Raw genomic sequence first — 26,931 nt, 5'->3', positions numbered from 1 at the left:
GCGCCGTCACTCGCCCGGGGCGAGGGTGTCCGCGAGGAGGCGTGCCGCGTCGGCGATCAGCGCGTTGTCGACCGGCGCGTCCTGGGCGGTCTTCGAGGACAGCACGGCCAGCAGGAGCGGTGTCCTCCTGGTCGTCCAGGCCACGCCGAGGTCATGGGCGCTCGCGTAGTCGCCGGTGCCGGTCTTGTCCCCGACGACCCAGCCGTCGGGCAGTCCGGCGCGGAACCGTTCGCGGCTGGTGACGGTGCCCTTCAGCCAGCCGACGAACCGTTCGCGGTCGGGGGCGGCCAGGGCCCGGCCCAGCGCCAGCCGCTCGAAGCCCCGGCCGAGCGCCTCCGGTGTGGTGGTGTCGCGCGGGTCGCCGGGGACGGCGGTGTTCAGCTCGGGCTCCCAGCGGTCGAGCCGGCTCACCGGGTCGCCGAGCGCACGGAGGAACCGGGTGAGCCCGTCCGGTCCGCCGATCTCGCGCAGCAGCAGGTTCCCCGCCGCGTTGTCGCTGTGCTGGATCGCGGCCGCGCACAGGTCGCCCACCGTCATGCCGGTCGCGACGTGCTGTTCGGTGATCGGGGAGTTCGGCAGCAGATCCGCCGGCGGGTAGTGGATCACCTTGCCCAGCGGCGCGCGGCGATCGTGGTCGCGCAGGATCGCCGCGGCGGCGAACGCCTTGAACGTCGAGCACATCGCGAAGCGCTCCCCCGCCCGGTAGGAGACGACCTCCCCGGTACGGAGGTTGCGGGCGTAGACACCGAGGCGCGCGGCGTACCGCTGCTCGAGATCGCGCAACCGGTCTTCGGCGCCGCGCGCCCGGGAGGGCGGCGCCGCCGGCGCGGCCGACGCCGGCCCGGCGGAGGTGAGTACGACAGTGGAGGCGGCGAGGCCGAACCTGAGCAGGCCTCGGCGCGGCAGAGGAGTGGCACTGGTCATGGCGGACAGCCAAGCAACGGAACTCCACCCATGTCCAAGAGTGAACTTTGAACGGGCGATAACTTATTGATATGACTCCAGGGTGGATCTGGTGGCGCACCTGGAGGCATACGTCGCGACGGTCGACGAGGCGAGCTTCTCGCGCGCCGCCGACCGGCTGGGGATCGCCCAGCCGCTGCTGAGCCGGCGCATCAAGACGCTCGAGGAGCACTTCGGCGGCCTGCTGTTCGACCGGTCGCGACGGCAGGTCACGGTCACCGAGTTCGGCGTTCTCCTGCTGCCGTACGCCCAGGACGTCCTGGACCGGGCCCAGCGGCTGCGGCATGTGGCGCGGTCGGCCCGGCAGTCGGCGGTACGTGCCGTCGGCGTGCCCGAGGACTGCGGCCCGGCGGCGCTGGCGCGGGTCATCCGCGCCGGCGCGAAGCACGGCATCCCGCTCGGTGTGCACGAACTCCCGCCGGAGGAACGGGAATCGGGCCTGGCCGCGGGATCGCTGGCGTACGCCGTGCTCCGCGTTCCCCCGGAGAACGCGGCGCTGCGCGTCCCGCTGGGCCTGGCCTCCGCGCCCCCACCGGACGGGCCCTCCCCCGTCCCGGCCGAGGCCCCGCGGCTGCCTCGTCCCCGCGCGGTCCACCTGGAGGACCTGCGCCCGGTACGCGGCCGGGGCGCGGGGCGCGAACCGCGGGCCGCGATGCCTGTTCTCACCATGGCGGAGGACCAAGTCCCCTACGCCCGGGACCGTTTGAGTCGTGCGGCGGCCCGGGCCGGGCTGCCGGAGGGCCTGTTCCGTCCGGCGGGGCCCGCGGCGACCGCGCTCGCCGAGACCTTGGCCGGGCGGGTGCGGCTGCTGTGCGCCGAGCCGTTCGCCCGGCGGCACGGGGTGAGCTGGGCGCCGCTGGCCGACGCGTCGCTGCACCGGGGGTACGACCCGGGCGCGGCACGGCGTCGGCGGGGGGCCGCACCTGTGCCGGACTGGCTGGTGGCGCTCCTGGCCGCGGCCGTCGGCGCCCCGACGGGCGGCCCGGTCACGGCGCCGTCCGGGGCCGCGGGCGAGGACGCCCCGTCGCGGCTGGCGGCGCGCGGATGAGCGCCGGCCCCGCGCGCCGTCCGGCCTGCGTCGCCGGTGACGCCGACCTCCTCGGCGTCGCCGAGGCGATCGCCGCGGACTGGGCGGACCTGGGCGTCCGTGGTTCGTTCCTCGCCCGCGACATCGACACCGGCGAGCAACTCGGCTTCGACGTCGACGAACCGGTACCCCTCGCCTCGGTGGCCAAGGTCCCGCTCGCGCTCGTCGCGCTGGACCTGATCGCGACCGGGGAACTCGACGCGGCACGGCCGGTGACCGTCGACCCCGCCACGAGCAGTGTCGGGCCCACCGGGCTGGCGGCCTTCCGGCACCCGGCCACGGTGGCCGTCGGCGACCTCCTCCTGCTCATGCTCTCGGTCAGCGACAACGCGAGCGCCGACGCGCTGCTGGACCTGGTACCGGTGGAGGACGTCGACGCCCGCCTGCGCGCCTGGGGCTGTCCGGGCATACGGATGCGGCACCGGCTCAACCGCCTGTACGAATGCGCCGCGGGCGCGGCCGGCAACGACTTCTCCCTCGCCCTCGAACTGGCCATCCGCGACGACCACTCGGGGCGGCACACCATCGAGACGCTGGATCCGGCGTACGCCAACCTCGGCACCGCCTCGGCGCTCGTCACCCTGCTGCGGCGGGTGTGGCGGGACGAGATCGCGCACACCGGCGCGACCGCGGAACTGCGCCGGCTGATGGGGCTGCAGGTCTTCACGCAGCGGCTGGCGAGCGAGCTGCGCGCGGACACGCTCCGGGTCAGCGGCAAGACCGGAACCTTTCTCCATCTGCGGCACGAGATCGGCGTGGTGGAGTCCGAGTCCGGCGACCGGGTGGCGATGGCCGCGCTCACCCGCTCCGACCGCCGGGCCAACCTTGCACCGGACATCGACCTGGCGATCGGGATCGGCGCCCGGCGGGCCTTCGAGGCGCTGCGCCGCTGAACCCGGCGCGGCCGGCGGTCACCCGCTCCCGCGCAGGACCCGGGACAGCCCCAGCGCCGCCGTCCGCACCGCGGGGGCCGCGATGCAGCTCACTCCCGGTGCGGCCTCCTGTTCCTCGTAGGCGAGCTCGGCGCCGGAGAAGGCCAGCAGGGCCTTGCCCACACCGGTGCGGCTCAGCGGCAGGCTGCCGCCGATGCGGGAGGGCAGCCGCAGCGCCTCGTGGCCGTGGATGCGTTCGAGGCAGACCACGTCCAGGCCCTCGCGGACGCCGAGGTGGACGGTCTCCCGGGTGGCCTCGAACAGATCCTGAAGGAAGAGGCGTTCACACCCACCGAGCGCGTCCTGCTCGTCTCCCTCATGCGGCGCCTCACCGACCTCGTCTCCGACCCCGGCCCCGACGCGGGCTGACGCTTCGAGAGATACGGGGGTGACGCTCTCGTCACACCCGCGCTGGCACCCTGCGTGAGGGTGTCCCCGGGCACTGGGTTCCCGTCGCCGCCGACGTGCCGTGGGAGGGATTCCGTCCGATGCCAGCGCCGAAGGCTCTCGCACTGCGGCCGAAGGTGTCGACGACGGCCGCCCCGGCGGTGGGACACGGGCAGGAGACAGCCGGCCCCGCGTCCTCCCGGTCGCAGTCGTCCAACTCGTCGGTGACGGCCGCCCCGGCGAGCGGGCGCGCGGCGGTCCCGGCCCCGCCCCTCCCCGGGCGGCCCCCGGCCGCCGCACAGGACATGTTCGGCAACGGCGCCGTGGCGGCGGCCGGCCGAGGTGAGCCCGGCCCCGCCGCAGCGGCACCGGCCTCGGCCTCGGCGCCCGCACCCGCGGCCGGTGCCGCGCAGGAGGTGCGGGCACGGCCCGGCCCGCACGCGGACCCCAAGTTCGCGCATCTGAAGAAGGACGTAACACGCAAGAAGCGGTCACTGGCCGCCTCTCACCCGCCGCCACGGACCGAGGCGGCGTCCGCACAGGGCGCGGCGCGTCCGCCGAAGGACGACACGGAGGCGCAGGGCAAGACCGCCAACGCCGAGAAGATGAACGAGGCCCAGCCCAAGGAGTTCGACAAGGAAGCGTTCATCAGGGCGGTCGAGAAGGCGATCGCCGACAAGGCCCCCAAGAACCTCGACGAGGCGGACAAGTTCGCCGACTCCGGCAAGGCCGACGAGGTCCGCGCGGAGGTGCACGGCCGGGTCGGCGAGGGCAAGTCGGACTCCGCCCAGCAGATCGCCACGACGACCGCGGCCCCGCCGGACACCTCCGCGGCCGTGCCCAAACAGGTCGTACCGATGGCCGCCGACCGGCCGCCCGGGGCTCCGGGCGCACCGGACGCGGCGAACGCCGTACCGGACACCCTGCCGCCCTCGGCCACCGATCTGTCCGCCGGCCCCGCCGACGTCAACCAGCGGATGGCGGACGCGCAGGTTACCGAGACACAGCTGCAGCGGTCCAACGAGCCCACGTTCACCCACGCGCTCAGCGAGAAGAAGACCGCCGAGCGCCACTCCGAGGTGGCCCCCGGCCGGATGCGCGGGCACGAGAAGCGGGAGCTGCGCGCCGCGACCGCGCAGGCGCAGCGGCTCGGCACCGCCGCGATGGGTGCGATGGGCGCCCAGCGGGCGCTGACCGGGCAGCGGGTCGACACGGGCAAGACCGGCGCCAAGGGCCGGGACGAGGAGAAGAGAGCCCAGGTCACAACCCTCCTGCAAGGTGTCTTCGACACGATGCAGAAGGACGTCCAGGGCATTCTCGACGGTCTCGACAAGCTGGTCGACGACCAGTTCGGCAGGGGCGAGAAACAGGCGCGGGACGCGTTCACCGCCGAGCACAAACGGAGGATGGAGGAGTACAAGGACCGGCGGTACTCGGGCGCGACGGGCAAACTGCGCTGGGTACGCGACCTGTTCGCCGGGCTGCCGGCCGAAGCCGACAAGATCTTCGAAGAGGCCCGCGACCACTACGTCCGCCGGATGCGGCAGGTCATCTCCGATGTCGCCACCACGATCGGCGCGGAGCTGAACCGGGCGAAGCGGCGCATCGCGCTGGGCCGGTCCCAGATGCGGGACGCGGTGCAGAAGCTCCCGGCCGACCTGCGGGCCATCGGCCGTGAAGCGGCAGCCGAGTTCAACGACAAGTTCGACGAACTCACCCAGTCCGTGGACGACAAGGGCACCCAGCTCGTCGACACGCTGGCCACCAAGTACACCGACGCCCTCAAGGCCGTCGACGACGAGATCGCCGCGGAGAAGGAGAAGAACAAGGGGCTCGTCGACAAGGCCGTCGACGCGGTCAAGGCCGTGATCAACACGATCATGGAGCTCAAGAACCTGCTGCTGGCGGTGCTGGCCAAGGCCGCGCAAGCGGTGATGCTGATCCTCAAGGACCCGATCGGCTTCCTCCGCAACCTGGTGACCGCCGTCGGCGCGGGTCTGCGGCAGTTCCTGCGCAACATCGGGCGGCACCTCCAGCAGGGCATCATGGGCTGGCTGCTCGGCCGGGCGAGCGAGGCGGGGCTCCAACTGCCCGCCAAGTTCGACGCCCAGGGTGTCGTGCAGATGCTCGCCTCTCTGCTCGGGCTGACCTGGCAGAACATCCGCGCCCGGATCGTCCGCAAGGTCCCGAAGATGGAACCGGCGATCTCGGCGGCCGAAACCGCGCTACCGCTCGTCGCCGAGGTCCGCAAACGGGGCGTCGCCGGCATGTGGGAGGACCTCAAGACCCGCGTCGGCGACCTGCGCAAGGAGCTGCTGGACAAGGTCATCGCCTATGTGACGCCCACGGTCGTCCAGGCCGGGATCATGTGGGTCCTCTCACTCCTCAACCCCGCCTCCGCGTTCGTCCGCGCCGTGAAGCTGATCATCGACATCGTCCGCTTCATCGTCACCCAGGCCCGCCAGATCATCGACTTCGTCAACGCCGTCCTCGACGCCGTCATCGCCATCGCCCGCGGCGGCACCGGCGGCGTCCCCTCCCTCATCGAAAACGCCCTCGCCCGCTCCATCCCCGTCCTCCTCGGCTTCCTCGCCTCGCTCCTGGGCCTCGGCGGCATCGCCGCCAAGGTCAAACAGATCGTCCAGGCCCTGTCCAAGCCGGTGAACCGGGCGGTGGACTGGGTGATCGACAAGATCGTGGGGCTGGTGAAGAAACTTTGGGCCAAGCTCAAGGCCAAGTTCGACAGGAAGAAGCCCAAGAAGCGCCGGCCGGACCCGGAGCGGCCCGGGCGCCTTCGGAGCCGGCGCCGCCCGGGCAAGCGCCGCTCGGACAAACGGCGCAGGCCGAAGCGGAGGGACAGGCCCGACCCCCGGAAGAAGCGTCCCGACAAACGATCCGACACGGACAAGAAACGCGCCCTGGACGCCGCCGTGCGCGACGCGACGCGTCTGCTCGACGAGGAATCGGCGACGGTCAAGTCCGTGCGGCGAGGGCTTCCGGCCATCAAGAAGCGGCACGATCTCACGCGGATCCAGCTCAAGAAGGTGGCCGAGGGCAAGTACCTCGTCAAGGTGGCCATCAACCCGGAGGCGGAGACACCGGTCGAAACCTTGTCGGAGCAGGAATTCCCGTATGCGATCGCCCAGGCTCAGGGCCGCATCGCGGTCGTCAGGTACGGGCCGACGGTCACGCAACTGCACGATGTCAGGCCCCCCGTACAGGGGAACGACCCCTTCATCGGTTTCGTCGTCAACATGGCGGCCATTCCCAAGGAGATCGAGGGCAACCCCGCTGTGGCCTCCCGGTATCTGAGCACGGCGTGGAACGCGCCCGGGGGCGCATCGGAGGATATGGCGGCGGCCAGGACCGCGGTCGTCATCGGTGTCAACACCTTCGAGGGTCTCAAGCCCGAGCAGAACAAGAGTGAGCTCACCGCGGCCATCAACATGGTCAAGCCGCCGGCCAAGCTCGTTGCGGCCGTCTTCGGTTTCGTCTGGACACCCAGGTGGGTCCGCACCGAGAACGGGGAGCCGACGAACAGCAACGTCCCCCTGGCCGAGGTGCGCGCGAAGTACCAGGACCTCGCGTCAGGCAAGAAGGAGCTCGCGGAGGCCAACGAGAAGGGTCTGCGCGACAAGAAGGCCCTCCCCTACGGCGTGTTCCGTCAGGAGGTGCTCGGCTCCTCGTACACGCAGAAGGCGGTGGAGATCCTCAGCACGGCCAACAAGCAGGTTCACATCGTCAGCCAGGACGCCGACACCGGCGTCGCGACCGTCAAGGGGATGGGCGTCCTGGCCGCCTACACCGAGATACTCACCAAGCTGCGAGAGCACCCGCTGCTCACCATCGGGGGCTACACCTTCGAGAACTTCGACTGGCACAAGGACGCCGACCCCCGCACCGTGCAGCTGACGACCCTGTCCAACCAAGTGGACCGGGCGATCCGGGAGGCCATCGCCAAGTTGTACCCGCAGATGCTCTACCCGACCGAGCCGAACATGCTCATCAAGGCGTGGGACAAGGAAGGTTCAGAGGGAATCTTCCAGGACGCCCGGACCCGTGGCCTGCTCCAGGCGCAGGGAGAGCTGTATCCCATCGGTGGTGCAGAGGGCCGCAAACTCAAGATCAAACTGATGCGGCTGTTCGGCGATGGCTTCTCCATCGTCTACGCGCCCCTGGCCAGCACCACCACCAGCCCGGCTCCGGGCGATGAGAAGCGTCGCCTCGAGGTGCCCCCGCACAAGGTCGGCAGCGCCGCTCGCGGCGAGGGCCTCGACCCGAACCTGAACGCCGACGAGATCGCCCGCCGCAGCCACAGGGCCTACGCAGTGGTGTTGCAGGCACAGAACATGGCCAGCGCCACACGGCTCGCCCAGGAGTTCATCATGTCCACGCCTCGGCCGCAGGGCATCAGCAAGAGAGCCTGGGAGGCACTGCAGGGCCAACTGCAGGACTCGGTCTTCGTGCATGTCGAAGAGGTCGTCAAACTGATGGCCGAGGATCCACGGCGGACCGTGAACAGCGTGGTCGTCAGGGCACGTGCCAAGAAGCTGAGGAACGATGCCGAACACCTGATCCGATTGGCGATGGATGAGGACAAGCCGCAAGCTGCGCAGATCATCAAGAAGGCTCAGCAAGTGACGCGCCGCATCATCACCGCGCTGACCGCCGACGCACTGAAACGGGAGTGGGGGCAGCTGGCTCCGCTCCTGGAGAGCACCAAGAACGAAGTCAAGCAGGCCAGAGAGGGGGCGGAGTGACCAAGGGCGACTATGCCTCCATGGCCCGTCTGGCAAGGGCCCTCTACGCCGAGGGCCTGGGCCCCCATGAGATCGTACGCGGTTGCTACGGCGTCGGCTTCCCTGAGGAGTTCTTCGTGCTCGCCGAGGCGGGCCCCACGTCGCTGGAACTCATGGGGAGCTTCACCAACCTGCCCTGGCAGCTGGCCGTGCCCCCCGAGCGCGGTGGGCCGACCGAGCGGCCCACCGCGATGGAGGACATCGAGCGGAAGGTGTTCGCACGTGACCCGGACCTGGTCCCCCTCTTCCTCGGCGTCAACATCAACCTGACGCACGGCGGCCGGATGCACTGCTACAGCCTCACCGAACTCGGGGCCGGCCGGGCGACAGTCCTCGGGATCTCGAAGGACATCGAGCCGCACAACGAGGTCGTACGCTCGGGCGATTCCCTCCTCGCCGTACTGCACGAGCATCACACGCAGTACGCCGACTGGTTGGAAGAGGCGATGTGGGATTCCGCGCATCCGCGGTACGACGCGGTCGACGAGGAGACCGTGGCCGAGATACGCGAGCTGGTCGAGGTGATCGAGGAGTTGCAGCGCCTGACCGCCTCCCGACACGGCGGCTGACGCACCGTACCGGGCCCGAGGGCCGCGCCTCACTGCCGCAACATCGCGGCTTTGACCACGGCCGCGTTGCCCGACCGGTCATGAGCCGCCAGGAGTGAAGGCCCCACCAGGGCTGGGTGGTGCGTCGCGTGGGCCATCGTCGCGTTGCTCACGGGCGCCTCAGCCACGGTGGCGGCAGGCTGTCCCTGGCGGGCGGCGACCGCGGCCTCCGGGCCCCGGGCAGGTGGTACCGGCGCCAGGAGCCGATGGAGCGACAGCGGCGGTTCGGAAGGCAGCATCGGTATCACCCCTGTGAGCCGTCATCGAGCAAATGGGCATGCGGCCCGAGTTCCGCCGGACGCAGCAAGCGTGCCTCGCGCTGGAACTGGCGCGCTACACCGCGTACGACATGGCGCATGCCGATCGTGGTGCTGTCGCTGTCGGCCGCCGCCAACGCTGCCGTGCGGGCCGCAGCCGAGATGCCCGCGCCCGTCATGTCGAGGCGGGCGAGGACGTCCAGGTCGACGTCGGGGGCCAGGGGGGCTTCCGGGGGGAAGGCGAGGCGCCACAGGCGGCGGCGTTCCGGGGTGGACGGGCGGGGGAAGTGGACGACGAAGTGGAAGCGGCGGGTGAACGCCGGGTCGATGTTGTCCTTCAGGTTGCTGGTGAGGATCACCAGGCCGTCGCTCGCCTCCAGGCGTTGCAGCAGGTAGCCGACTTCCAGGTTGGCGTAGCGGTCGGTGCCGTGTTTGACCTCGCCGCGTTTGCCGAAGAGGGAGTCGGCCTCGTCGAAGAGGAGTACCGCGTGGCTCTCCTCGGCCTGCCGGAAGGCGGCCTCCATGTTCTTCTCCGTCTCGCCCACCCATTTCGAGACCACCTGGGCGAGGTCCACCTTCAGCAGTTCCAGGCCGAGCATGCCGGTGACGATCTCCGCGGACATCGTCTTGCCGGTGCCGGGTTCGCCGGTGAAGAGGGCTTTGACGCCGCCGTGTGCCGTGCGGCGGGCGAAGCCCCAGGTTTCGGCGATACGGGGCCAGGCGCGGAAGGCGGAGGCGATTTCGAGGATCTGGTGGAACTGGACTTCGGGGAGGACCAGGTCGTCGACGGTGCGGCGGGGCAGGATGGAGCGGACGGAGCTGCCGCTGCGGCCTCGGGTGACCGTGGCGATGGCGGGTTCGACGTGGTCGGAGACCGGCTCGGGGCGGCCGTTGCCGGCCAGACGCGCCCCGGCCCCGGCGACGGAGGCCACGGCGCGCAGTTCGCCACCGCTCATCCGGTAGCGGACGGCGAGGTCCTCCAGGAGGGGACCGTCCAGGTCCGGGAGCGCGGCCGACCACATGGCGCGCCGGTCGCCCAAACCCGGTACGGGGACGGTGAGTTCGGCGTAGGCGCGGGCGGCGAGCAGTCCCGCGGGGCGCCAGGGCTTGAGGCCGGTCAGGCAGACCGGTACGCGCGAGCGGAGCAGCGCCGCGGACACGACGGAGGCGTGCGGGGCGTGCGGCTCGCCGTGCAGGTCGTCGGTGGGGATCCAGAGCAGCGCACCCAGTGCGGCGGCCGTCCGCAGGTCGGCCTCGGGGGCGGAGGTGAGCTGACGGAGTGGTCTTCCCGCCGCTCGGGCCAGGGCCTGTACGGCGTCGAGCTGACCGTCCGGCGGGCATCCCCACAGCCCGGCCAGGTCGATGCCGCCGGAGCCCAGCGCGCGGCCGAGCCGGATGAGGCGGTCCGAGGACAGGTGCGGCGAGAGGACATGGGGCTGGGGGTCCGGGACCTCGCCGGGGTCGTGGCCCAGCAGACCGACGTCCGCACCCCAGCCCAGCAGGAAGTCCAGCACCCCGGGCCCGAGGACCAGTTCCTGGGCGAGTTCCACCGGGGCCTCTCCGTGCGCGCGCAGCAGGCCGCAGCGGCGCAGTGGGCCGGCCGGACCGAGGGCGCGGCGCAGGGCGAGCCGGGCCGCCGCACCGTCCGCGCCGACGGTGACGAGCAGTTCCACGCTCGGCAGCCGCCGGTTCAGGTTGTCCACGATGTAGGCGTAGATCCGCTCGTAGCCCCGGTCCAGTTCGGGCGCGGCGACGAGGAGCAGCGCGTCCTGCTCGGCACGGGTCAGGCGGAACCTGGCGGCCAGGGCGTCCAGCGGCAGGGTCCGGCCCTCGGCGGACGCGCGCCGTCTGAGCAGCCGTTCGGGCTCCGGCTCCGGCCACTGGGGGTCGTACGGCTCCGCCATGGCCTCGGTGAAGCCGTGCACCTCGTCGAGGAGGACTCCGACCTGTTCGTCGGTCACGCAGTACGGCGTGAGGTCCGGCCGGGTGAGCCTGGCGGCGACCTCCGCCTGCCGTGCCACGGCGGCGCGCAGTGCGCCGTGCAGGCCGGCCAGCCGGATCCGCAGGTGTTCCACCGCTGGTTCGCCCATGTCGCTCACCCGCCCGAGAAGGTGAGGGTGCGGCCGTCCAGCCACACCACGTCGGGGACGTCGGCGAGCAGTCCGCCGCGCAGCAGGTCCGCGTGGCGCCGGCCGAGCGGGACGCGCACCCGTACGGCGTCGGGCTCGAACCGGACCGTGGCCTCCAGGTCGGCGAAACGGCTCAGGGCCGACACCGGGTCCGGGGTCTCGCGCCCCTGCCAGAGCGTCCAGGCGATGGTGGACAGGCCCAGGGTGGCGGCCAGGGTCACGGTGTGCTCCAGGCCGCCGTCGGCCGCGAGCGGTACCGCCCTGCGATCGACGGCCAGGGCGGTGACCAGGTCCACGAGGCGTGCCGCGTGGCCGGGCAGGGCAGCGGCGAGCCGTGGATCCGGTCGCTCCTGGCCGGCCGTCCACAGTGGGGGGCGCCAGGGCAGCCGGGTCACCGGGTCGCCGCGCAGTGGTGGTACGGCGGTCAGGAACGGCACGTCCGCCGCGGCGAGTTCGCGCAGGGTTCCGGGCGGGAGAGGACCGTCGCAGATCAGTACGGGCGGTGTGCCGCACGCCTGCCAGTGCGGCAGCAGCCGCATGGTGTCCGCGGCCCAGGCGATCGGGAACATGCCCTGGGCGTCGACGAGGAGCAGCCCGTCGTCCGTCCCGGTGATCAGGAGCGGGTCGGCGGGGTCGTGTCCCCGGCACACCGCGAGCGCCAGGACGCCGTCGAGGAGCGGGAGCGCGGGTCGTACCCGGTCGGCGAAACCGGTGAGCCGTTCCTCGGGCACGGGCGGGTCGAGACCGGCGAAGACGGCCGCGGCCTCGCGGTCCTGGTCGCCGCGGCGCCAGCCCCGTGCGGTGGCGCCCAGCACCTTGTACGCCAGCGCCGCCGCGAACAGCGGTGCCTCGTCGGCGAGTTCGACGCCTGCCAGGGCGGGGCCGATCGCGTCCAGGTACCCGATCCGGGCCAGCGGACCGGCGAGCAGGAAGGGCAGCGCGGAGCACACCCGTACCTCACGCCTGGTCGCGCGAGGTACGGCGCCGTCCGCTGCGGGAGGGCGCACCTCGGCGGCGGTCCGGTCCGGCTCGTCAAAGGCGTCGGGCAGGGATCGTACGAGCCGTACGACGTCCTCGTGGTCCGTCCCCGCGATGTACTCCGTGAGCAGCCGGGACAGGTCGGCTGCCGATGGGTTTTCGCGCAGCGGCTCGGGCAGCGTCTCGGCCGGCCCGGTCCGCAGGGCGCGCCGGGCGAGTTCCGCGAACAGCCGCGCGGCCGAGGCGCCGTCGGCGTCGAGCAGTGCGAGCAGGAAGACCCGGAGCGAGTCGTCCGGGAGCAGCGCGAGGAGCGCGTCCAGTTCGTCGCGTTCGGCGAGTTCGGTGAAGAGCGCGGCGGTCTCGGGCGGCGACCACGGTGTCCGCGCCTGCGCGAAGGACTCCTCGAACGACGCCGGTTCGGCGGCGGAGCCCTCGGCGGGGAGTTCCGTCACCGGTACCGGTGCGACATGCACGTCGAAGGACGGCACCTCGCCGTGCCCGGACCAGCCGGGCCGGGCCGGGCGGACGGTGACGGTCACCGGCTCGGTGATCTCCACGTCCGGGCCGTCGCCCGCGAGATGCTCCGCGAAGTGCTCCTCCAGGGCCTGTGGGAGTGCGTCGACGACCTGGCGGACGAGGCCGCGCGGATCGGGCCCCCAGCTCCAGCCGCCACGCCGGACCACCGTCACGGAGCACCGGTGCACGGTGATCTCCCCGGTGGACCCGGCGGCGGGCGCGGTCACGGCAGGTCCTTCCTCTCCAGGCGGCCCGCCCAGCCGCCCACCAGCACCAGCAGGCCGTAGGAGGTCTTCTCGTCGAGGGTGACCGGCAGCGTCACCGCCGTCTGCTGGGCGGGAATCTCCCCGGCCAGCACATGGGTGTCCTGGTCGTCGGAGATCAGCGCGACCACAGGGATGAGGGCGGTGGGGGCGTGGGGCACGGTGACGGTGAGGCCGTCCTTGGCCAGCACCAGACCGCCGGTCCACGACGGGAGGCGCAGCAGCGTCGGTTTGGGTTTGCCGTCCGAGCCGCGCTCGACTCCGTAGGCCAACGGCTCGGCCGGCACGCCCGGTTCGTCGTCCACGGCCGCGACGCCGAGTTCCCGGGCGTCGAGCGGCAGGGTCGCGGTGCCGTCCTTGCCGAGGGAGACCCGCAACGGCAGGGCGCGCCCGACCAGCGCGGCGGCGTCGGCCAGGGCGGTCGCGCCGGTCAGGGCCAGCGCGCCCACGACATGGCCGGTGTTCAGCGTGTACACCACGGAAAGAGCCATCGTCAGCCACCGCCGTTCGTTGCCGCGACCGTCGCCACGACGAGGAAGTCGACCGCCCCGGGCCGCTCGACGACATTGCCCGGCCCGTTCACGGGGTCGTACAGGCGCACCCGGCACCGCACCCGCAGGTCGCCGTCCACGGTCGCCTCCACCGGGCTGTACAGGGTCGTCTCGCCCAGGACGGGTGGAGTACGCGGGGTGAGGTGGACATGGGCCACGACCCGGCCGTCGGCGACCTGTTCCGCGGTGATGCCCGCCGGCAGGGGCAGCAGCATGCCGTCGGTGGCGGTCCCCGAGGTCACCAGGGTGCTGCCGACGGGCAGCCGGCCGTTGAAGCTGCCCGCGATCGTCAGGTTGCCGTTGCCCGCCACGGTCATCAGCGGTTCGACGGTGCCGCCGCCCTGGTAGAGGCCGAAGACCAGGCTCGGCTGGTCGCCGCCGGACAGTACGATCGCGGGTTTGCCCTCCTCGGTGGCCGCGCCGGTGCGCAGGGTCAGCGAGCCCGACTGGGCCGAGACGACGTCCGCCCGTACTCCGGCGAACCGCACCGGCACTCCGCGCGCCGTGGTCTCGATCCCGCTGAAGTGGCCCGCCGTCCAGCGGACGTAGCCGAGCAGGACGAGCCAGCGGGTCGGCGGGTCGGCGAGCGGGGCGCCGGTGGCGGGCGGCTGCTGGTCGGCGACCAGCCGCTCGTCGCCGAGCCGTCCGAAGAGGATCTGGTACGACTCCTCCACCCGGGTCTTGGCGGTGGAGCCGCCGCAGGAGTCCGGCCGCGCGGACGTGGCCGGTTCCCGGTCGGCGGCGGCGAGGAAGACCGGATAGGGCTCGTCCGTCTCCTGGTCGGCGCCGTTGACCTCCTCGAAGTCGCTCTCGCGGAGCACGACCGGGTCGGTGAGGACCAGTTCGCGGCCGGTCCCGTCGACGGCGATCCCCGCCGACACGCTCACCTCGACGTAGCGGGCGTCGGTCAGCGGGTCGGTACGGGGCTCGGTGACCAGGCCCAGCCCTTCGGCGATGCCCCATTCGTGCAGGTGGCGGGCGTGCCGGGCGGAGAGGCCGCGCGCGTACTCCACCGTGGCCGACAGGTCCGCGGCGGCCAGTACCTGGCCCTCGTGGAAGACAGGGCGCATCGGGCCCGTCATGGCGTCTCACCGGGCTTCCGGCCACGGGAGGGCCGGGTCCGCTTCGCCGGAGGCTTCGCGGGGTCGGCGGGAGCGGCGGGGTTGGCAGGAGTGGCGGGATCGGCGTCTCCGCCTCGCGGGGTACCTTCGAGCTCCTCCAGGCGGGGTCCGAGCCGCTCGGGCAGCTGCTCCGCCATCCGGCTCACCTGCTCCTGCGCTCCGCCCAGTTGGGCACGCAACCCCTCCAACGCGGCGTTGAGGTCGGCCACTTGGGTTCTGAGCATGGCCAGTTCCTGCATGCTGTCGGTCACTTCGCTGGGTGTGGTGTAGACCTGCTCGTGCAGGGCCTTGGGCGGTGTCTCCCCGGGGGCCGGGGTGAGCAGCAGGGACAGCATCTCCTCCAGGTCGCCGGTGCGCGGCCAGTCGCCGAGCAGCCCTTCGACGTACGGGCGCGGAACGGTGCCCTGGGGCGGGAGTTCCGGCTTCCGGTGGCGCGGCAGGGGCCGGCAGCAGACCCGCTCGGCCAGTTCCCGCAGCCGGTAGAGCTTGGGCAGCCACTCGCCGTACGCCGAGCCGCCCGGCAGCACCTGTTCCCGGGTGGCGGAGCAGACGCGTACGACGTCGCAGCCGTCCAGTTCCACGTACGCGAGCAGGACGTCGGTGTCGGTGCTGTCGCCGCACGGCGGGTTCAGCGTGGCGCACGCCGCGTCGGTCACGAACCGGCGCACCGCGCCTGTCAGCGCGGCGCCGGCCTCCGCGATCCGCTGCAGGTCGGCGATGGTCGTGCGTTCCGTGCTGTCCCATGAGGGGGGCGGCAGCAGCGGCGGTACGTCGATGGCGGCGACCTCCGGGCGCAGCGCGCAGTCGGCGACACCGGCGGTCTGCTCCAGGCGGCCGAGGAGCCACTCCCGGATCAGGACGAGGTCCGCGCGGAACTCCGCCTGCAGCGCGTGGCTGAGCGGTGTGCCCTGGGCGACCAGGCGTACTTCCAACGGCGCGTCCGGGTCTCCCCGTTCGGGTACGATCCGCGCCGCGGTCTCGGTGACCACCGCGCGGGCGAGGGTGCGGCGCAGCGGGTCGGGCCACGTCGCTTCCATGTCGGCGTGGCGCAGCCGGTCGCACGCCGTTCCGAGTACCCGGCGGGCCTCCGGGACGGACTCGAGGTCCTGGTACTCCCTCCTGAGACCGTCCTGCCCGGCCGGGTCGTAGGTGTCGAACCGGGCGACGGCGCCGGCCACGGCGCGGACCTGCTCGGTCATCTCGCGGGCAGTGGGCGGCGGCAGCGGCCCCTCGCCGCCCGCGGCGTTCTCACGCAGCCAGGCGAGCCCGGTGGCGTACCGCTTCGCGTCGGTGGCGTCGAACCGGAAGGTGCGGCCCGTGCCCAGGGCCGCGGTGAACAGGGCGTCGAGGTAGTGGCCGAGCCGCCGGTCGCGGGTGCGGGCCTGGTCGGCCCGGCCCAGATCGCCGAGGCTCGCGAGCAGTCGGGTGCCGGGGTTGTGGCGGTGGTCCTCGAAGTCGCCGCACTTGACCAGGAACCGGAAGCCCTCCTGGATCCGGGAGGGGACGCACCCCGTCGCGGGGCAGGGTTCCTCGGTGGCGTAGGGCGCGACCGGCTCGACGGGAAGCTCCCGGTAACTGACGAAGAGGCCGTAGCGGCGCGCGCCGTCGTCGTCGCAGGGCTCCTGGCAGTCCACGCCGAGGACGCTGACGCGTTGCTCCTGCACGAGGGCCCGGACGTCGACCCGTTCGGTGCAGGACACCACGATGTCGTTGCCCGCGCAGTCGAACGCGTGTCCCGGGTGCACCACCACCGTTCCGCCGCCGCAGGGGTCGCAGGTGACGCCGAGTCCGCAGACGACTCCCGAACCGGACAGGGAGCGGTTGCGCAGTCTGTCCTTCGCCGTCATGTAGTCGACCAGCAGACTGAGGTCGTCCTCGGTCAGCAGTTGCCCGGCGAAGAAGCGGGGACGCACGAAGGCGGAGGTGCGGGTGGCGTCGCCACCGCAGCCGCATCCGCAGTCTGTTGCCATGATCAGCGCTCCTTCACGAAGAACCAGCTCTCGAAGACGTCCCCACCCGTTCCGGCGCCGGACGTCCACGGCCCGATGCCGGACGGCGGGAGGTCGCAGCCGCCGCGCCGGTCGGTGCCGGGCGGCGCGGCGGTGTCGGTACCGGAATCGGTGTCGGTGTCGGTGTCGTCATGGCATTCGATCAGCGGTACGCGTCCGCCGACGTGGGTGCCGTCGACCGGGCGGCAGCAGCGGTCCAGGATGAACGCCGTACGGACGGTGATCAGTACGCGGTCGCCGTCCTGCAGCGTCTCGCGCGTCGTCTGCCGGTACCGGAAGTCCTCGGTGAACTCGCAGGAGTCGTCCTCGGGCCGGGCGAACGTACCGCCCATGTACCAGGTGGAGGCGTTGCGGCCGCTGCCGCCCTCGATCACCTGGATCTCGACCACGCCCGGTTGCAGCGAGTCGGTCCGCACGCCGGCGGAGAACCGCACCACCAGCCCGCCGTCCTCGTGCTGGGTGCCGAGCAGGGCCTTGGCCTCGTCGATGGTGTAGGTGTGTCCGTGGATCCAGTTCACGCCGGTGATCACCGTGGGCAGATGCCGGCCGAACGGGCGGCGGACGTTCATGTGGATCCGGTCCTCGCGGACCGGCTCGCGGAAGTCGACGCAGTCGATCCTGGCCAGCCACAGCACCTTGTGTCCGCACGGGGCGCAGCAGGTGTCACAGCGTTCGTCCCGCGGCGGCTCGCACCCGGTGACGCGCACCGAGTAGCACTCCTCCGTCCAGCCGTACTCGCAGTCGGAGGTCTCCGCGCAGGCGTCGTTGTAGACGGCGCGCGTGGCCTCGACGGCCCGCTCGGCGTACCGGACACCGATCCAGACCGTGTCCGTGTCCCGTTCCTCCGGCGGCAGCGCCTTCCACAGATCGATCACGCAGCCGCCGCGGACCACGACCTCGTTGCCGTCGACGTCCACCGCGAGTCCGGGCGTGATCCGCACCTTGGCCCTGTGCCGGGTGCGCTCCGTCTCCTCGGTCTCGGCGGCGTCACCGGCCGGCGAGCAGTCGTCCTCGTCGTGCCGCACCGGCTCCACGAACAGGCCGCACACCACGCCGTACCCGAGCAGACAGCGCATGCGCAGCTTCAACTTCTCGCGGTAGTACTCCTGTTCTCGCTGGAAGTCCCTGGCGCCCAGCATCTGGCCGTGGAAGTACCGCAGCCTGCGCAGGGGCGGCGCCTCGAACTCCGCCGGGTGCTGTGTCTCTGTCTCCGTCATCGCCCGTCCTCTCACACAACTCGCGTATGCACACCGACGGCGGAGACGACTCCCACGCCCACCCCTCGGCGCGACCCTCTCGGTCCTGCTCTGAGCACCCCGTCGCGGCCCAGCCGCAGCGGTCGTTCACCGCCCAGCACGGGCGGCGGCAGCGGTACGAACGCGGTGTCCACACCGACGGTGGACCGTGAACCGACCACGAAGCCCGCGCCACCGGTGCGTACCGCTCCCACCGTGTGGGCCGGTGCCTGCCGCTCCACCAGCCGCCGCAGCGCCCGCTCGTCCGCCGATCCGGCGGGCAGGAGCACCCGGAACCGGTGCGCGTGCGCGGTGAGCGGATCGGTCTCCGGGGCGCCGAACGCGCGCAGCGGCGCCGCGCCCAGCGCCGAGCCGCCGACCCGGAACCGGCTCGCCGACCGGCTGAACAGCCGTACGGCGCCCAGTCCCGGTCCGCTCGTGGAGCCCGCGGTCTCGCGCAGCCACGCCCAACCGCGCTCCTCCGCCAGTTCGTCGACGACCGGGCTCTCCCCGAAGACGATGCGTACCGCCTCCCGCAGCGCCCACGGTGTGCCCCGGCGCCGGTACAGCGCCGGAGCCGCCGCCAGCAGTGCGCGCCGGGTCCCGGCGTCCCAGCCGGCCTCGAAGGACAGGCCCAGCAGTCCGGCCAGCCAGGGCAGCACCCGGTCCGGGACGCCTGCCGGGTCGAGGAGGGCCGGATACCGCTCGATCACCCGGTCGAGGTCGGCGAGGGAGGCGTCGAAGAGCGACAGGAAGCGCTCGGTGAAGTCGTCGGCCGCGGGGTCCGTGCGGAAGGCGGGCGGCAGGAGTTCGGCGCTGGTGACCCGGGGGAAGTCGAGGCGGATCCGGCGTACCAGCGGTGTGCTGCCGCCGTCGCCGGACAGCCGCAGCCGCAGCCGCAGATAGCGGCCGGGAGGCTGGTCGACCAGGAAGTCCGTGGCTCCGGGGGCCGCCGTCTGCCAGTCGCTCTCGTCGTACCGGCCGTCCTCGGTCACCACGATCTGGACCGCGACCGCCGTGCCCGCGGGCAGGTCGGCGTCCACGCGCACGCGGTGCCAGCGGCAGCGGGAGATGCCGCTGTCGATCGGCCCGGTGAGCAGGGTCCCGCTGGTGGCGTACGGGGCGGCCGTCGCCGGCGGGGTCCGCCTCGGGCCGCCCTGCCAGGTGTGGCAGGTGGTCACGGCCCCGTCCGGGCCGTCGTCCCGCAGGCAGAACCCGTCCTCGTCGGCCGAGACGAGCGCGGACGGCGGCAGTGCCGCGGCGAGTTCGGCCATGGTGGCGGTCTCGAAGCCGCCGTGCCGGCCGCCTCGGTGGATCACAAGCCGGCCCCCGTCGTCGGTGAGCAGCCAGACCGTACGGTCCCCTCCGCCGCGCAGCCCGACGACCTCGCCCCGCGCACCGGTGCGCAGCACCCCGTGGAAGGCGCCCGTCGAGTCGTACCGGCGCAGGTCCGTACTGCCCTGGCAGGCCACCAGGACCTGGTCGCCGGGTGCGAGCGCCGCCCACCGGGCCCGCCGGGCCCTGATGACACCGGCGAGTTGCTCGCCCTCGCGGCGCCACACCAGGACCCGGTCGCGGTCCACCACGGCCAGCCGGTGTCCCCGCGCGGCGACGGAGACGGGCTCGCGCAGCGTGCCGGGGTCGCAGTCGGGCGGCCATACGGGGGTCCAGGCGCCGGTGCAGACGTCGCGGCGCAGCAGCCGCGGCCCGTCCGGGACGAGCAGGTACCAGGCGCACGGGCCGCATCCGGGGGCGAGGCGGGGGTCGGGGAACCACGGCAGCAGCTGGTCCCTGGTGGGGCCTTCGGGATCGGGGCCGCCGTGGGCCAGCCGGATTCCGGCGGGGTCGTCGAAGCCGACGACGCCGTCCGCCCCGGGCTCGCCGCCGGTGGGCTCCTCCCAGCCGACGTGGGCGTCGAGGAGGCGGAAGGTGGCGGGGTGCGGGATGCACGTCATGGCCGGTCTCCTACCGGGATCAGCAGCGGGCGCTCCGGCCAGACGAGGGTGTGGGGCGGGATCGCGTGGTCGGTGCAGGGCGGCTGCCGTACTCCGTCGACGACGAGCGAGAGCCGGGAGACGGCCAGGACGCCGTCGGCCGCGAGGAGGCGCCGGACCAGCGCGGTGTGCCGCAGCGCCCCGCCGAACGGCCAGCCCGCGCCGTTCTCCCCGCCGTGCAGCGGGTCGAGGTAGGCGCGGATCGCGTCGCCCGCCCGGGCCAGGACTGCGGCGCGGTCCAGGTCCGGGTCGAGGGTGACCCATGCCTCCACGGCGGCCCTGCGGTACGGCGCGGGTGCGGCGACCACGGTGACACCGGCGGGGGCGACCTCGCGGGTCAGGAAGTCGGTGACGGCCCGCAGCGTCGCGGCGGTGGGGACCGGCGGCTCGCCGGTGTCGTCGCCCGGCGGTACGACGAGGACGCCCACGACCCCGGGGATCGGCGCTCCGGGGAACTGCGGGTGGAGGCCGGCCACGCCCTGGGCGCGGGCCACGGACGCGCCGGGCGCGTCCGTGGCGAGGAGGCCGTAGTCGGCGGGTGCCACGGCCCGGCCCCGGGCGCGCAGTTGCCCGACACCCCGGCGCATCGCGTCGGCGTCCGGCTCGGCGTCCGCTCCTCCGGTGGCCGGGAAGGGGTTGTTGACGCCGGTGACGTACGGCAGCGCGGTCACCACCCCGTTGACGGCGCCGGCCCGTACCGCGCCGGCGCTGCCGCCGCCGACCCGGTACCGCACGGCCCGGACGTTGCGGAAGCCGGGCGGTACGGCGGCGCCGTTGACGCCGTCCCCGAAGGTCACCTCGCCGCTCGCGTGGTCCACGGTGAACACCCGGTCGTCGGCGCCGTACCCGGCCAGGCTCTCCACCTCCCGCCAGCGGGAGGAGGATCCCGCGGTGGTGCCGAACACGTCTGCGCCCGTGTCGTCGTCGACCTCGATGACGACGGATCCGGCGAGGATGGGCACCTGGCTGAGCGTCATGCGCCGGCGGCCGGTCGCTCCCGGGGTCTGCACGGGTTGCAGCGGCTCGTCCCGGATCGTGCGGGCGGCCGTGGCCGCGACCATGTTCAGCCGCAGCCCGGACAGCACCGGAGCCGGTCCGTCGAAGGCGCCGTGCGCGATCCGCAGGCGCAGCCAGCGCAGCCGGGGCCTGGGCCGGGTGCCGGGCGGGCTGCCCGGCTCCCACGAGCGCGGGACCCCGAGTTCCACGGTCCCGCCGGAGCTGAATCCGGCCGTGGAGTCGCGCATCAGCTCGGCGGGCACCAGCCGGGTGCCGTCGAGGACGTCCCAGCGCAGCAGCGGTGCGGACGGCAGCGGCAGGGGTGCCGGTCCGCCGGAGGCCACGGGCGCGGGCGGCGCGGCGGCGACCACGAAGCCCAGCGTGAGCCGCGGGTAGGGGACGGCTTGCGCGGCGAGTCCGATCCACAGGCCGTCGCCGGGCTGCGGGTCCCGGCCGAACGGCGCGAACGGGCGGCTCGGCCCGGCCGGTCCCAGCGGCAGGTCCTGAAGCGTTCCCGCCTCCTGCACGGCGAGTGCGGCGAGGGTCGCCGGGGTGGCGTAGAGGTCCTGGTCGGTCTCGTAGACCACCTGGCCCCTGGGGGTGGACGCCGCGCTCTGGAAGCCGGCCGGGACCAGTACGGACACACCGTCCGGCGGGTTCACGGTGAACTCCAGCAGCGCGCCGGCCGCGCTGGCGGGCCGCCGCCCCACCCCGGCCGTCGCCAGGTGCTCGGCCAGCAGTTTCTCCGGCAGCCGGTTGACCCGGGTGAGCACGGGTTCGGCCTGGGTGCCGAAGAGGCGTACGAGCGCCACGCCGGCGTCCTGGCGGTCGGGGTCGGTCCAGTCCGGGGTGTACCCGGCGATCCGGCCGCGTACGTCGGAGCGGACCGCCTCCCGGGTCGCCTCGACCAGCTCGGGCTGGACCCCGGACGGTCCGGGCCCCGGTACCAGCCCGCCCTCGGTCCCGTCCTCGGTCCGGGCTTCCTTCTCCCACCACACGTCACCGGTCATGCCAGCCCCTCCCCCGGTTCCACGGCGGGCACGATCCTGGTGCGGACCGTCCGCAGCGCGGGCAGTTCACCGGCGTGCAACTCCACGTCGTTGCAGGCCTCGTCCGGGTCGGCGCCGTCCAGGCCGATCGCCACACCGGCGACGTCCGCGAGGTCCCCGAGCGCCCGCTGGGCGGCCCGCAGCAGGGCCGAGGGGCGCAGCGCCTCCCCGAACGGCCAGCCGTCCCCGGACTCGCCGCCGACGAGCGGGTCGAGGTGGCGGCGCAGCGCGGCGGTGAGCACGGCGAGGACGCGGGGGCGGTCGGCCGGGCCGCCCGACAGGTCGACCCGGAGCGCCACATCGCGGTAGCGGGGCCCGCGCACGAACACCTCGGCGGTGAGCAGCCGGGCCTGGTCGAGGCGGGCGGCGACGGCGCGCAGCATGCCGGGGTCGGGCCGGGGCGCGGCGACGAAGTCCTCGCGGGCGAGGTCGGTCCGCTGCGCCGCCGGGACGATGTGGACGCTCACCGCGCCGGGCACCGGGGAGCAGGCGAAGCCCGGGTGCTCGCCGAGGGACGCGTGGGCGCGGGCGACGGCGACGCCCGGAGTGGTACGGGCCAGGGTGACGAAGTCGTCCGCGGTGACCGCCCTGGTGACCTCCCCCAGGGCCGCTGCCGCGCGCTGCCGGGCGGCGGTGACCGTCTCGGGGTCCTCGCCGCCCTCGGCCCGTACGAGGCTGGCGGCCGAGACCGCGCCGGGTGGCGCCGGTGAGTCGGGGGCCGCGACCCAGTTCGCGGTCAGTCCGCCGTTGCCGTCCCGGCCGCCGCCGAGCGCGTAGGCGACGGTCACGTCCGGGTCCGGCCGGGGGATGCGTCCGGTGAGTCCGTCGCCGAAGACCACCGCGCCCTCGGTCCGGTCGACGACGTAGACGCGGTCGGCCGACGTGCCGAAGGTGAAGTCGGGCACCGGCTGCCAGTCCTGGCCCGCCAGACGGACGGCGGCTTCCAGGAGGCGTCCGGCGGCGTCCGGGAGGACGAGGTGCTGGCCGGGGAGTTTGAGCCAGGCGTCGATCTGTTGTGCGAGGTCGGCGCCGCTCGCGGTGTACCGCCGGAGGTGGCGGGCCGTGGAGACGTTGACGGCGAGCTGGAGGAGGCGGGGCGGGGCGGCGTATGTCGCGGCCGGGGTGGACACCAGCAGGCCGGTGTTCCGGGTGGTCCACTCGGCGGGCGGGTGCAGCCGGACGACCCCGGACCGCCGCAGCCCGGCCGTACCGTCCTCGACCTTCTCGAACGGGCCCGCGGTGTCGGAGTCCGGCCGGAACCAGGACCAGGTCAGGTCGGCGGGCGGCGGTACGTCGGTGACCGCCGCGGGCAGCCAGGAGGCCGCGGACGCGGCCGGGGTGTCCAGTTCGACGAGGAGGCAGAGCGGGCCGGGCGCGGACAGGTCTCCGGTGAGCGGCAGGGTGAACCGGGCCTGCGCGGGTGCGCCGTCGCTCGCGAGCAGGGCGACGCCCCGGCGGGCCCTGAGGTCCGCCGTGCGGTCGCGGTCGGTCCACACGGTGACGTCGGTGTCCTCGGCGAGCGGGAACACGGTGACGTCGTCGTCCAGGGTGAAGACGACGCGCCCGGTCGGGTCCCGGGTCAGCGCCGTCCCGGCGGGGACGACCGGGACCTCCGTGCCCGGCTGCCGGGCGGACAGGCGCAGCACGGTGGCCGCGGGCCGGGCGGGGCGCGGCGGGTCGAGGCCGAGCAGGCGCAGTATCGCGACGACCAGCGCGTCGGGTACCTGGTCGAGCCAGTACAGCCGCTGTTCGAGGAGGTAGGCGAAGAGTTCGAGGAGGGTGACGCCCGGGTCGACGGGCGCGTGCAGCGTCCAGGTGCCGTCCGACTCGGCGGGGATCCGGCGGCGGACGGCCGCCATCATGTCGGCCCAGGTGAGGTCGTCGAGCCGGGGCGCGGGCAGGGTCATGACGGGCTCCCCGTCGGGCCGGCGAGCCCGGCGTAGAACGGGAACACCAGGTTCGCCTTGGTGTTGCTGCGCCGGACGCGGTAGACGACGGAGACGGTGATCCGTGACTCGTCGGCGGGGTCGGCCTCCGCCCGGACCTCGTCGAGCTCGACCCTGGGCTCGTGGTCGCGGACCGCCTCGGCGATCGAGTTCTCCAGGTCGCGCAGGTTCTGCACGCTGCCCGGGGCGAACACCAACTCCTGCGCGCGGGTGCCGAGTTCGGGCTGCATCACGCGCTCACCGCGGCCGGTGAGCAGCAGCGCCCGCAGACAGTGCTCGATGCTCTGCTCGCCCACGGCGTAGCCGAGCCGCCCGGCCTCGTCGGGCAGGACGGGAAACCGCCAGCCGGTCCCGAGGAAGTCCTCGCTCATGCCGTCCTCGCCTTCTTGGCCAGCACGGCCGGGGTGAGCGGGACGGCCGGCGGACCGGTCGGTCCAGCGGGCGAGGGGTGGATGTGCGTGTTGAACGCCTGGAGCAGCGCGTTGCCGAGCACCAGCGGTTCGGTGGCCCCGGCTCCGAGCTCGATGGAGGAGGAGTCGACCGTCACCTTCGGCGCCTTGATGGTGATCTCTCCCTGCGCGGACACGGTCACGCTGCCGCCCTCGGCGGCGGTGATCCGGATCGCCTTGCCCTGGTCGTCCAGTTCCACCACGTGTCCGGCGGCCGAGGTGATGCGTACGGCGGCCTTGGAGGCCGTGTCGTCCAGGAGCACCTGGTGGCCGTGCTTGGTCCGGATGAGCTTCTGGTCGCGGCCGTCGGTGCGGGCGGTCGGCGGCCTGTCCTGGCCGTTGTAGAGACCGCCCAGGACGACGGGGAAGCGCATGTCGCCGTGGACGAAGGCGACGAGCACCTCGTCGCCGGTCTCCGGGACGAACACGGAGCCGTAGCCGTTGCCCGCGTAGAGCTGGCTGACCCGGCACCAGTCGGTGACCGTGGTGCCGTCGAACCACGGGAACTTCAGCTTGACCCGGCCCTCGTCGTCGCCCTCGCTCTCCACGACGAGCGCTTCGACGACGCCGTAGTACCGCTTGTCGGTGCTGCGGGCCCGTGGCGTGGTCCTGGTGGTCACTGGTCCCCCTGGTGGATCCGCCGTCCGGTGAACTGGGTGAAGAAACCGCTGGTGTTGAGCGTGTGCTCGACCCGTTTGACGAAGTAGGTGCCGGAGAAGCGGCGTCCGAGGCCGTAGATCTCCAGGTTGTCGCCGGGCCGCAGTTCGGGCAGGCCCGCCACCTTGCCGGTCGCGGTGATGAACTCGTACGCGCGTTCCCGCAGCAGGCTGATCGCCAGTTCGCGGGCCTCCTGGTCGCTGGTGACCGGCGCGTCGACCACCACGTCCTGGCGGCCCTGCAGGGTGGACGCGGCGACCTGCGGTCCGCTCTCCCCGTCGGCCGCGTTCTGGCCGGCGGGGAGGTTCTCGGCGGTCGCGGTGAACGCGATCGCCTGTTTGGTGCGCGGATCCCAGCCGCGCACGGTGACCTTGCTGACCTGCTGGGACACCGTCAGCGTGGGGGTGAACTCCATCAGGTTGGGGATCAGTCCCGCGGGCTGGCCGGTGGGGCCGGTGGACAGCCCGGGCGCGTAGGCCAGCCGGTACACGCGGATCGGGCGGCCGTCGCGGCCGTCGGTGGGTTTGATGAAGTAGAGGGTGTCCTCGCCGGTGGCCGGATCCGGCAGGATGTAGCAGTCGAAGTCGAGGCGTTTGGCGCGCTCCAGCAGGAAGGTCGCGTCGTCCTGGTTCTTCTGCACCACGAGGTCATGGGTCGGGCCCTCCCTGGTGACCTCGATCCGCAGATGGTTGCGCTGGGCGATCTGCTCGGCGATCCGCCAGTCGGGCAGATCGCGGTAGACCTTGGTCTCGTTCTCGGTGGGCTTGCGGTCCTTGAGCCGCAGCAGCCCGTCGACCCCGCTGACCTGGACGGTGGGGGACGCGCCGTCGGTGAACTTCGGGCTGAGCGTGGAGATGGTGCCGGTGGCGACGGTGAGCAGCTTGTCGGCGTAGCCGAGCCGGACCGAGACCCGGCCGCCGAGCCGGAACCGCGGCGAGTCGCTGTGCTTGAACCGCAGGTTGGCGTCGTCCCAGTTGTTGAGGGTGAGGTCGAAGCCGGACATCTCGTCGAGGTCCCGGTTCACCTTGATGTCGACGATGTCGTTCTTGGTGGAGGGGTCCATCTCCAGCCCCTCGATGCGCACCTCGAACTCGGGCGCGTACCGGTCGGGGGAGGCGACCTCCGGCGTGGGAGAGCTCATCGCGCGCTCCTCACGGCAGCCGGGGCACGGTCAGTACCCGGCCCGGCCTGAGGTCGCGTGGATCGCTGATCCCGTTGGCCCGCGCCAGTTCCCGCCAGGCGTCGGGCCGCCGGTAGAGCGCGGCGGAGATGGAGCTGAGGGTGTCGCCGCGGCGCACCACATAGCTCTTCTCCACGGTGGGCGAGGAGCGCGGCGTCGCGGCGACCTGGACGGCGGCGGGGCGGAACTCCTTGAGGGAGAGGTCCAGCATGGCCCGCAGCGGCACGCCGTCCGGCCGGAACAGCTGGTAGTTGACGTCCAGCTTCTCGACGACGCCGGTGAAGACCTCCTCGTCCCACACGAACCGGACGACGGGCGGCGCGTGTTCCCGGCTGTCGGGCCTGAGCAGGTTGCGCAGGGCGGCGACATAGGCGGTCCGTACGTTCTCCAGGGTGTCGGAGGTGTCGACGAGCGCCTGCACGGTGAGCGTCTCCGTGCCGCCGCGTACGTACTGCAGGGGCGGCGTCTCCAGGCCGGGGATGGTGATCTCGGCGAAGGTGTTGCTCTTGCTCAGCTTGTAGTCGGTGGGGTTGAACCGCAGCGGGATACGCCGCTGCCGTTCGTCGGCGATGACCGGCCGGACGATCTCCAGGCGGGCCTGGGCGGCGCCCTGGCGGGCGAAGGAGACGGGTGTCACGCTCACAGCCGGCCCTCCCCGTCACCGAAGCTGCGTTCGGCGTCGGTGTGCCGGGCACGGGCGCACTCGTCCTCGTACAGCTTCGCCCAGGCCTGGATGTGCTTGTTGAACAGCCGGGTGAACACGGCGCCGTCGTCGCCCTCCACCTGGAACCGGACTTCTAGGTTGTGAATGGTCACTTTCGGCAC

General features: G+C 73.0%; 20 protein-coding genes and 1 pseudogene. 5 read left to right on the top strand and 16 right to left on the bottom strand.

Annotated features, from left to right (window positions below):
* Nucleotides 1-6: 6 nt before the first annotated feature.
* Nucleotides 7-924 carry a class A beta-lactamase gene (bla, locus tag ACZ7L0_RS21995; RefSeq protein ID WP_471244185.1) on the bottom strand — a complete coding sequence of 306 codons (918 nt, stop codon included), beginning with the start codon at nucleotides 922-924 and terminating at the stop codon, nucleotides 7-9.
* A gap of 82 nt (nucleotides 925-1,006) precedes the next feature.
* Here bla and ACZ7L0_RS21990 point away from each other — a divergent pair, with 82 nt between their 5' ends.
* Both ACZ7L0_RS21990 and ACZ7L0_RS21985 read left to right on the top strand, forming a co-directional pair.
* Nucleotides 1,007-2,011, top strand: a complete 1,005-nt coding sequence (locus ACZ7L0_RS21990) for a LysR family transcriptional regulator (RefSeq protein WP_471244184.1) — start codon at nucleotides 1,007-1,009, stop codon at nucleotides 2,009-2,011.
* Entirely contained in the window at nucleotides 2,008-2,943 is a 936-nt protein-coding gene (locus tag ACZ7L0_RS21985; protein ID WP_471244183.1) for a serine hydrolase, read from the top strand. The genes ACZ7L0_RS21990 and ACZ7L0_RS21985 overlap by 4 nt, the downstream gene beginning before the upstream one ends.
* Nucleotides 2,944-2,961: 18 nt before the next feature.
* Here ACZ7L0_RS21985 and ACZ7L0_RS21980 read toward each other — a convergent pair.
* Nucleotides 2,962-3,258: pseudogene (locus ACZ7L0_RS21980) on the bottom strand (IclR family transcriptional regulator domain-containing protein); the annotation flags it as partial.
* Between ACZ7L0_RS21980 and ACZ7L0_RS21975 the strand changes: the two are divergent.
* The 3 genes from ACZ7L0_RS21975 (at nucleotide 3,169) to ACZ7L0_RS21965 (ending at nucleotide 8,737) form a co-directional block, all read left to right on the top strand.
* Complete coding sequence (locus ACZ7L0_RS21975) at nucleotides 3,169-3,351, top strand: hypothetical protein (RefSeq protein ID WP_471244328.1); 183 nt, start codon at nucleotides 3,169-3,171, stop codon at nucleotides 3,349-3,351. The pseudogene ACZ7L0_RS21980 and the gene ACZ7L0_RS21975 sit on opposite strands and share 90 nt — an antisense overlap.
* A 119-nt stretch (nucleotides 3,352-3,470) precedes the next feature.
* Nucleotides 3,471-8,129: a phage tail protein gene (locus tag ACZ7L0_RS21970; RefSeq protein WP_471244182.1), complete on the top strand. Its 4,659-nt coding sequence runs from the start codon at nucleotides 3,471-3,473 to the stop codon at nucleotides 8,127-8,129.
* A gap of 20 nt (nucleotides 8,130-8,149) precedes the next feature.
* Nucleotides 8,150-8,737: a hypothetical protein gene (locus ACZ7L0_RS21965; RefSeq protein ID WP_471244181.1), complete on the top strand. Its 588-nt coding sequence runs from the start codon at nucleotides 8,150-8,152 to the stop codon at nucleotides 8,735-8,737.
* 283 nt (nucleotides 8,738-9,020) lie between these two features.
* On the opposite strand, the gene ACZ7L0_RS21960 is transcribed toward ACZ7L0_RS21965, so the two are convergent.
* The 14 genes from ACZ7L0_RS21960 to ACZ7L0_RS21895 are packed head-to-tail and all read right to left on the bottom strand — an operon-like array spanning nucleotide 9,021 to nucleotide 26,931.
* A complete protein-coding gene (locus ACZ7L0_RS21960) occupies nucleotides 9,021-11,123 on the bottom strand; it encodes an ATP-binding protein (protein ID WP_471244180.1) in 2,103 nt (700 codons plus the stop codon).
* A gap of 5 nt (nucleotides 11,124-11,128) precedes the next feature.
* Entirely contained in the window at nucleotides 11,129-12,883 is a 1,755-nt protein-coding gene (locus ACZ7L0_RS21955) for a hypothetical protein (RefSeq protein WP_471244179.1), read from the bottom strand.
* Nucleotides 12,880-13,410, bottom strand: coding sequence for a hypothetical protein (locus ACZ7L0_RS21950; RefSeq protein ID WP_471244178.1), 531 nt, complete (start codon nucleotides 13,408-13,410; stop codon nucleotides 12,880-12,882). The genes ACZ7L0_RS21955 and ACZ7L0_RS21950 overlap by 4 nt, the downstream gene beginning before the upstream one ends.
* A gap of 2 nt (nucleotides 13,411-13,412) precedes the next feature.
* On the bottom strand, nucleotides 13,413-14,540 hold the full coding sequence (locus ACZ7L0_RS21945; RefSeq protein WP_471244177.1) for a hypothetical protein: 1,128 nt from the start codon (nucleotides 14,538-14,540) through the stop codon (nucleotides 13,413-13,415).
* An 8-nt stretch (nucleotides 14,541-14,548) separates the two neighbouring features.
* Nucleotides 14,549-16,561, bottom strand: a complete 2,013-nt coding sequence (locus ACZ7L0_RS21940) for a hypothetical protein (RefSeq protein ID WP_471244176.1) — start codon at nucleotides 16,559-16,561, stop codon at nucleotides 14,549-14,551.
* 2 nt (nucleotides 16,562-16,563) lie between these two features.
* A complete protein-coding gene (locus ACZ7L0_RS21935) occupies nucleotides 16,564-17,817 on the bottom strand; it encodes a hypothetical protein (protein WP_471244175.1) in 1,254 nt (417 codons plus the stop codon).
* An 11-nt stretch (nucleotides 17,818-17,828) separates the two neighbouring features.
* Nucleotides 17,829-19,790, bottom strand: coding sequence for a phage tail protein (locus tag ACZ7L0_RS21930; RefSeq protein ID WP_471244174.1), 1,962 nt, complete (start codon nucleotides 19,788-19,790; stop codon nucleotides 17,829-17,831).
* Nucleotides 19,787-21,835 (bottom strand): putative baseplate assembly protein, encoded by a 2,049-nt coding sequence (locus tag ACZ7L0_RS21925; protein ID WP_471244173.1) that lies wholly within the window; start codon nucleotides 21,833-21,835, stop codon nucleotides 19,787-19,789. The genes ACZ7L0_RS21930 and ACZ7L0_RS21925 overlap by 4 nt, the downstream gene beginning before the upstream one ends.
* Nucleotides 21,832-23,781, bottom strand: a complete 1,950-nt coding sequence (locus ACZ7L0_RS21920; RefSeq protein WP_471244172.1) for a putative baseplate assembly protein — start codon at nucleotides 23,779-23,781, stop codon at nucleotides 21,832-21,834. Before ACZ7L0_RS21920 ends, ACZ7L0_RS21925 begins: the two co-directional genes overlap by 4 nt.
* Nucleotides 23,778-24,191, bottom strand: coding sequence for a GPW/gp25 family protein (locus ACZ7L0_RS21915; RefSeq protein ID WP_471244171.1), 414 nt, complete (start codon nucleotides 24,189-24,191; stop codon nucleotides 23,778-23,780). The genes ACZ7L0_RS21920 and ACZ7L0_RS21915 overlap by 4 nt, the downstream gene beginning before the upstream one ends.
* Nucleotides 24,188-24,889: a phage baseplate assembly protein V gene (locus ACZ7L0_RS21910; protein WP_471244170.1), complete on the bottom strand. Its 702-nt coding sequence runs from the start codon at nucleotides 24,887-24,889 to the stop codon at nucleotides 24,188-24,190. The genes ACZ7L0_RS21915 and ACZ7L0_RS21910 overlap by 4 nt, the downstream gene beginning before the upstream one ends.
* The gene (locus tag ACZ7L0_RS21905) at nucleotides 24,886-26,067 is read right to left on the bottom strand and encodes a phage late control D family protein (RefSeq protein WP_471244169.1); all 1,182 of its coding nucleotides are present in this window, start codon (nucleotides 26,065-26,067) and stop codon (nucleotides 24,886-24,888) included. Before ACZ7L0_RS21905 ends, ACZ7L0_RS21910 begins: the two co-directional genes overlap by 4 nt.
* A 10-nt stretch (nucleotides 26,068-26,077) precedes the next feature.
* Nucleotides 26,078-26,749 carry a CIS tube protein gene (locus ACZ7L0_RS21900; RefSeq protein ID WP_471244168.1) on the bottom strand — a complete coding sequence of 224 codons (672 nt, stop codon included), beginning with the start codon at nucleotides 26,747-26,749 and terminating at the stop codon, nucleotides 26,078-26,080.
* On the bottom strand, nucleotides 26,746-26,931 hold the full coding sequence (locus ACZ7L0_RS21895; RefSeq protein WP_471244167.1) for a putative phage tail protein: 186 nt from the start codon (nucleotides 26,929-26,931) through the stop codon (nucleotides 26,746-26,748). The genes ACZ7L0_RS21900 and ACZ7L0_RS21895 overlap by 4 nt, the downstream gene beginning before the upstream one ends.

The organism is Streptomyces sp. NPDC039424 (assembly GCF_055639495.1).
This window is presented reverse-complemented; position numbering and strand designations above follow the sequence as displayed.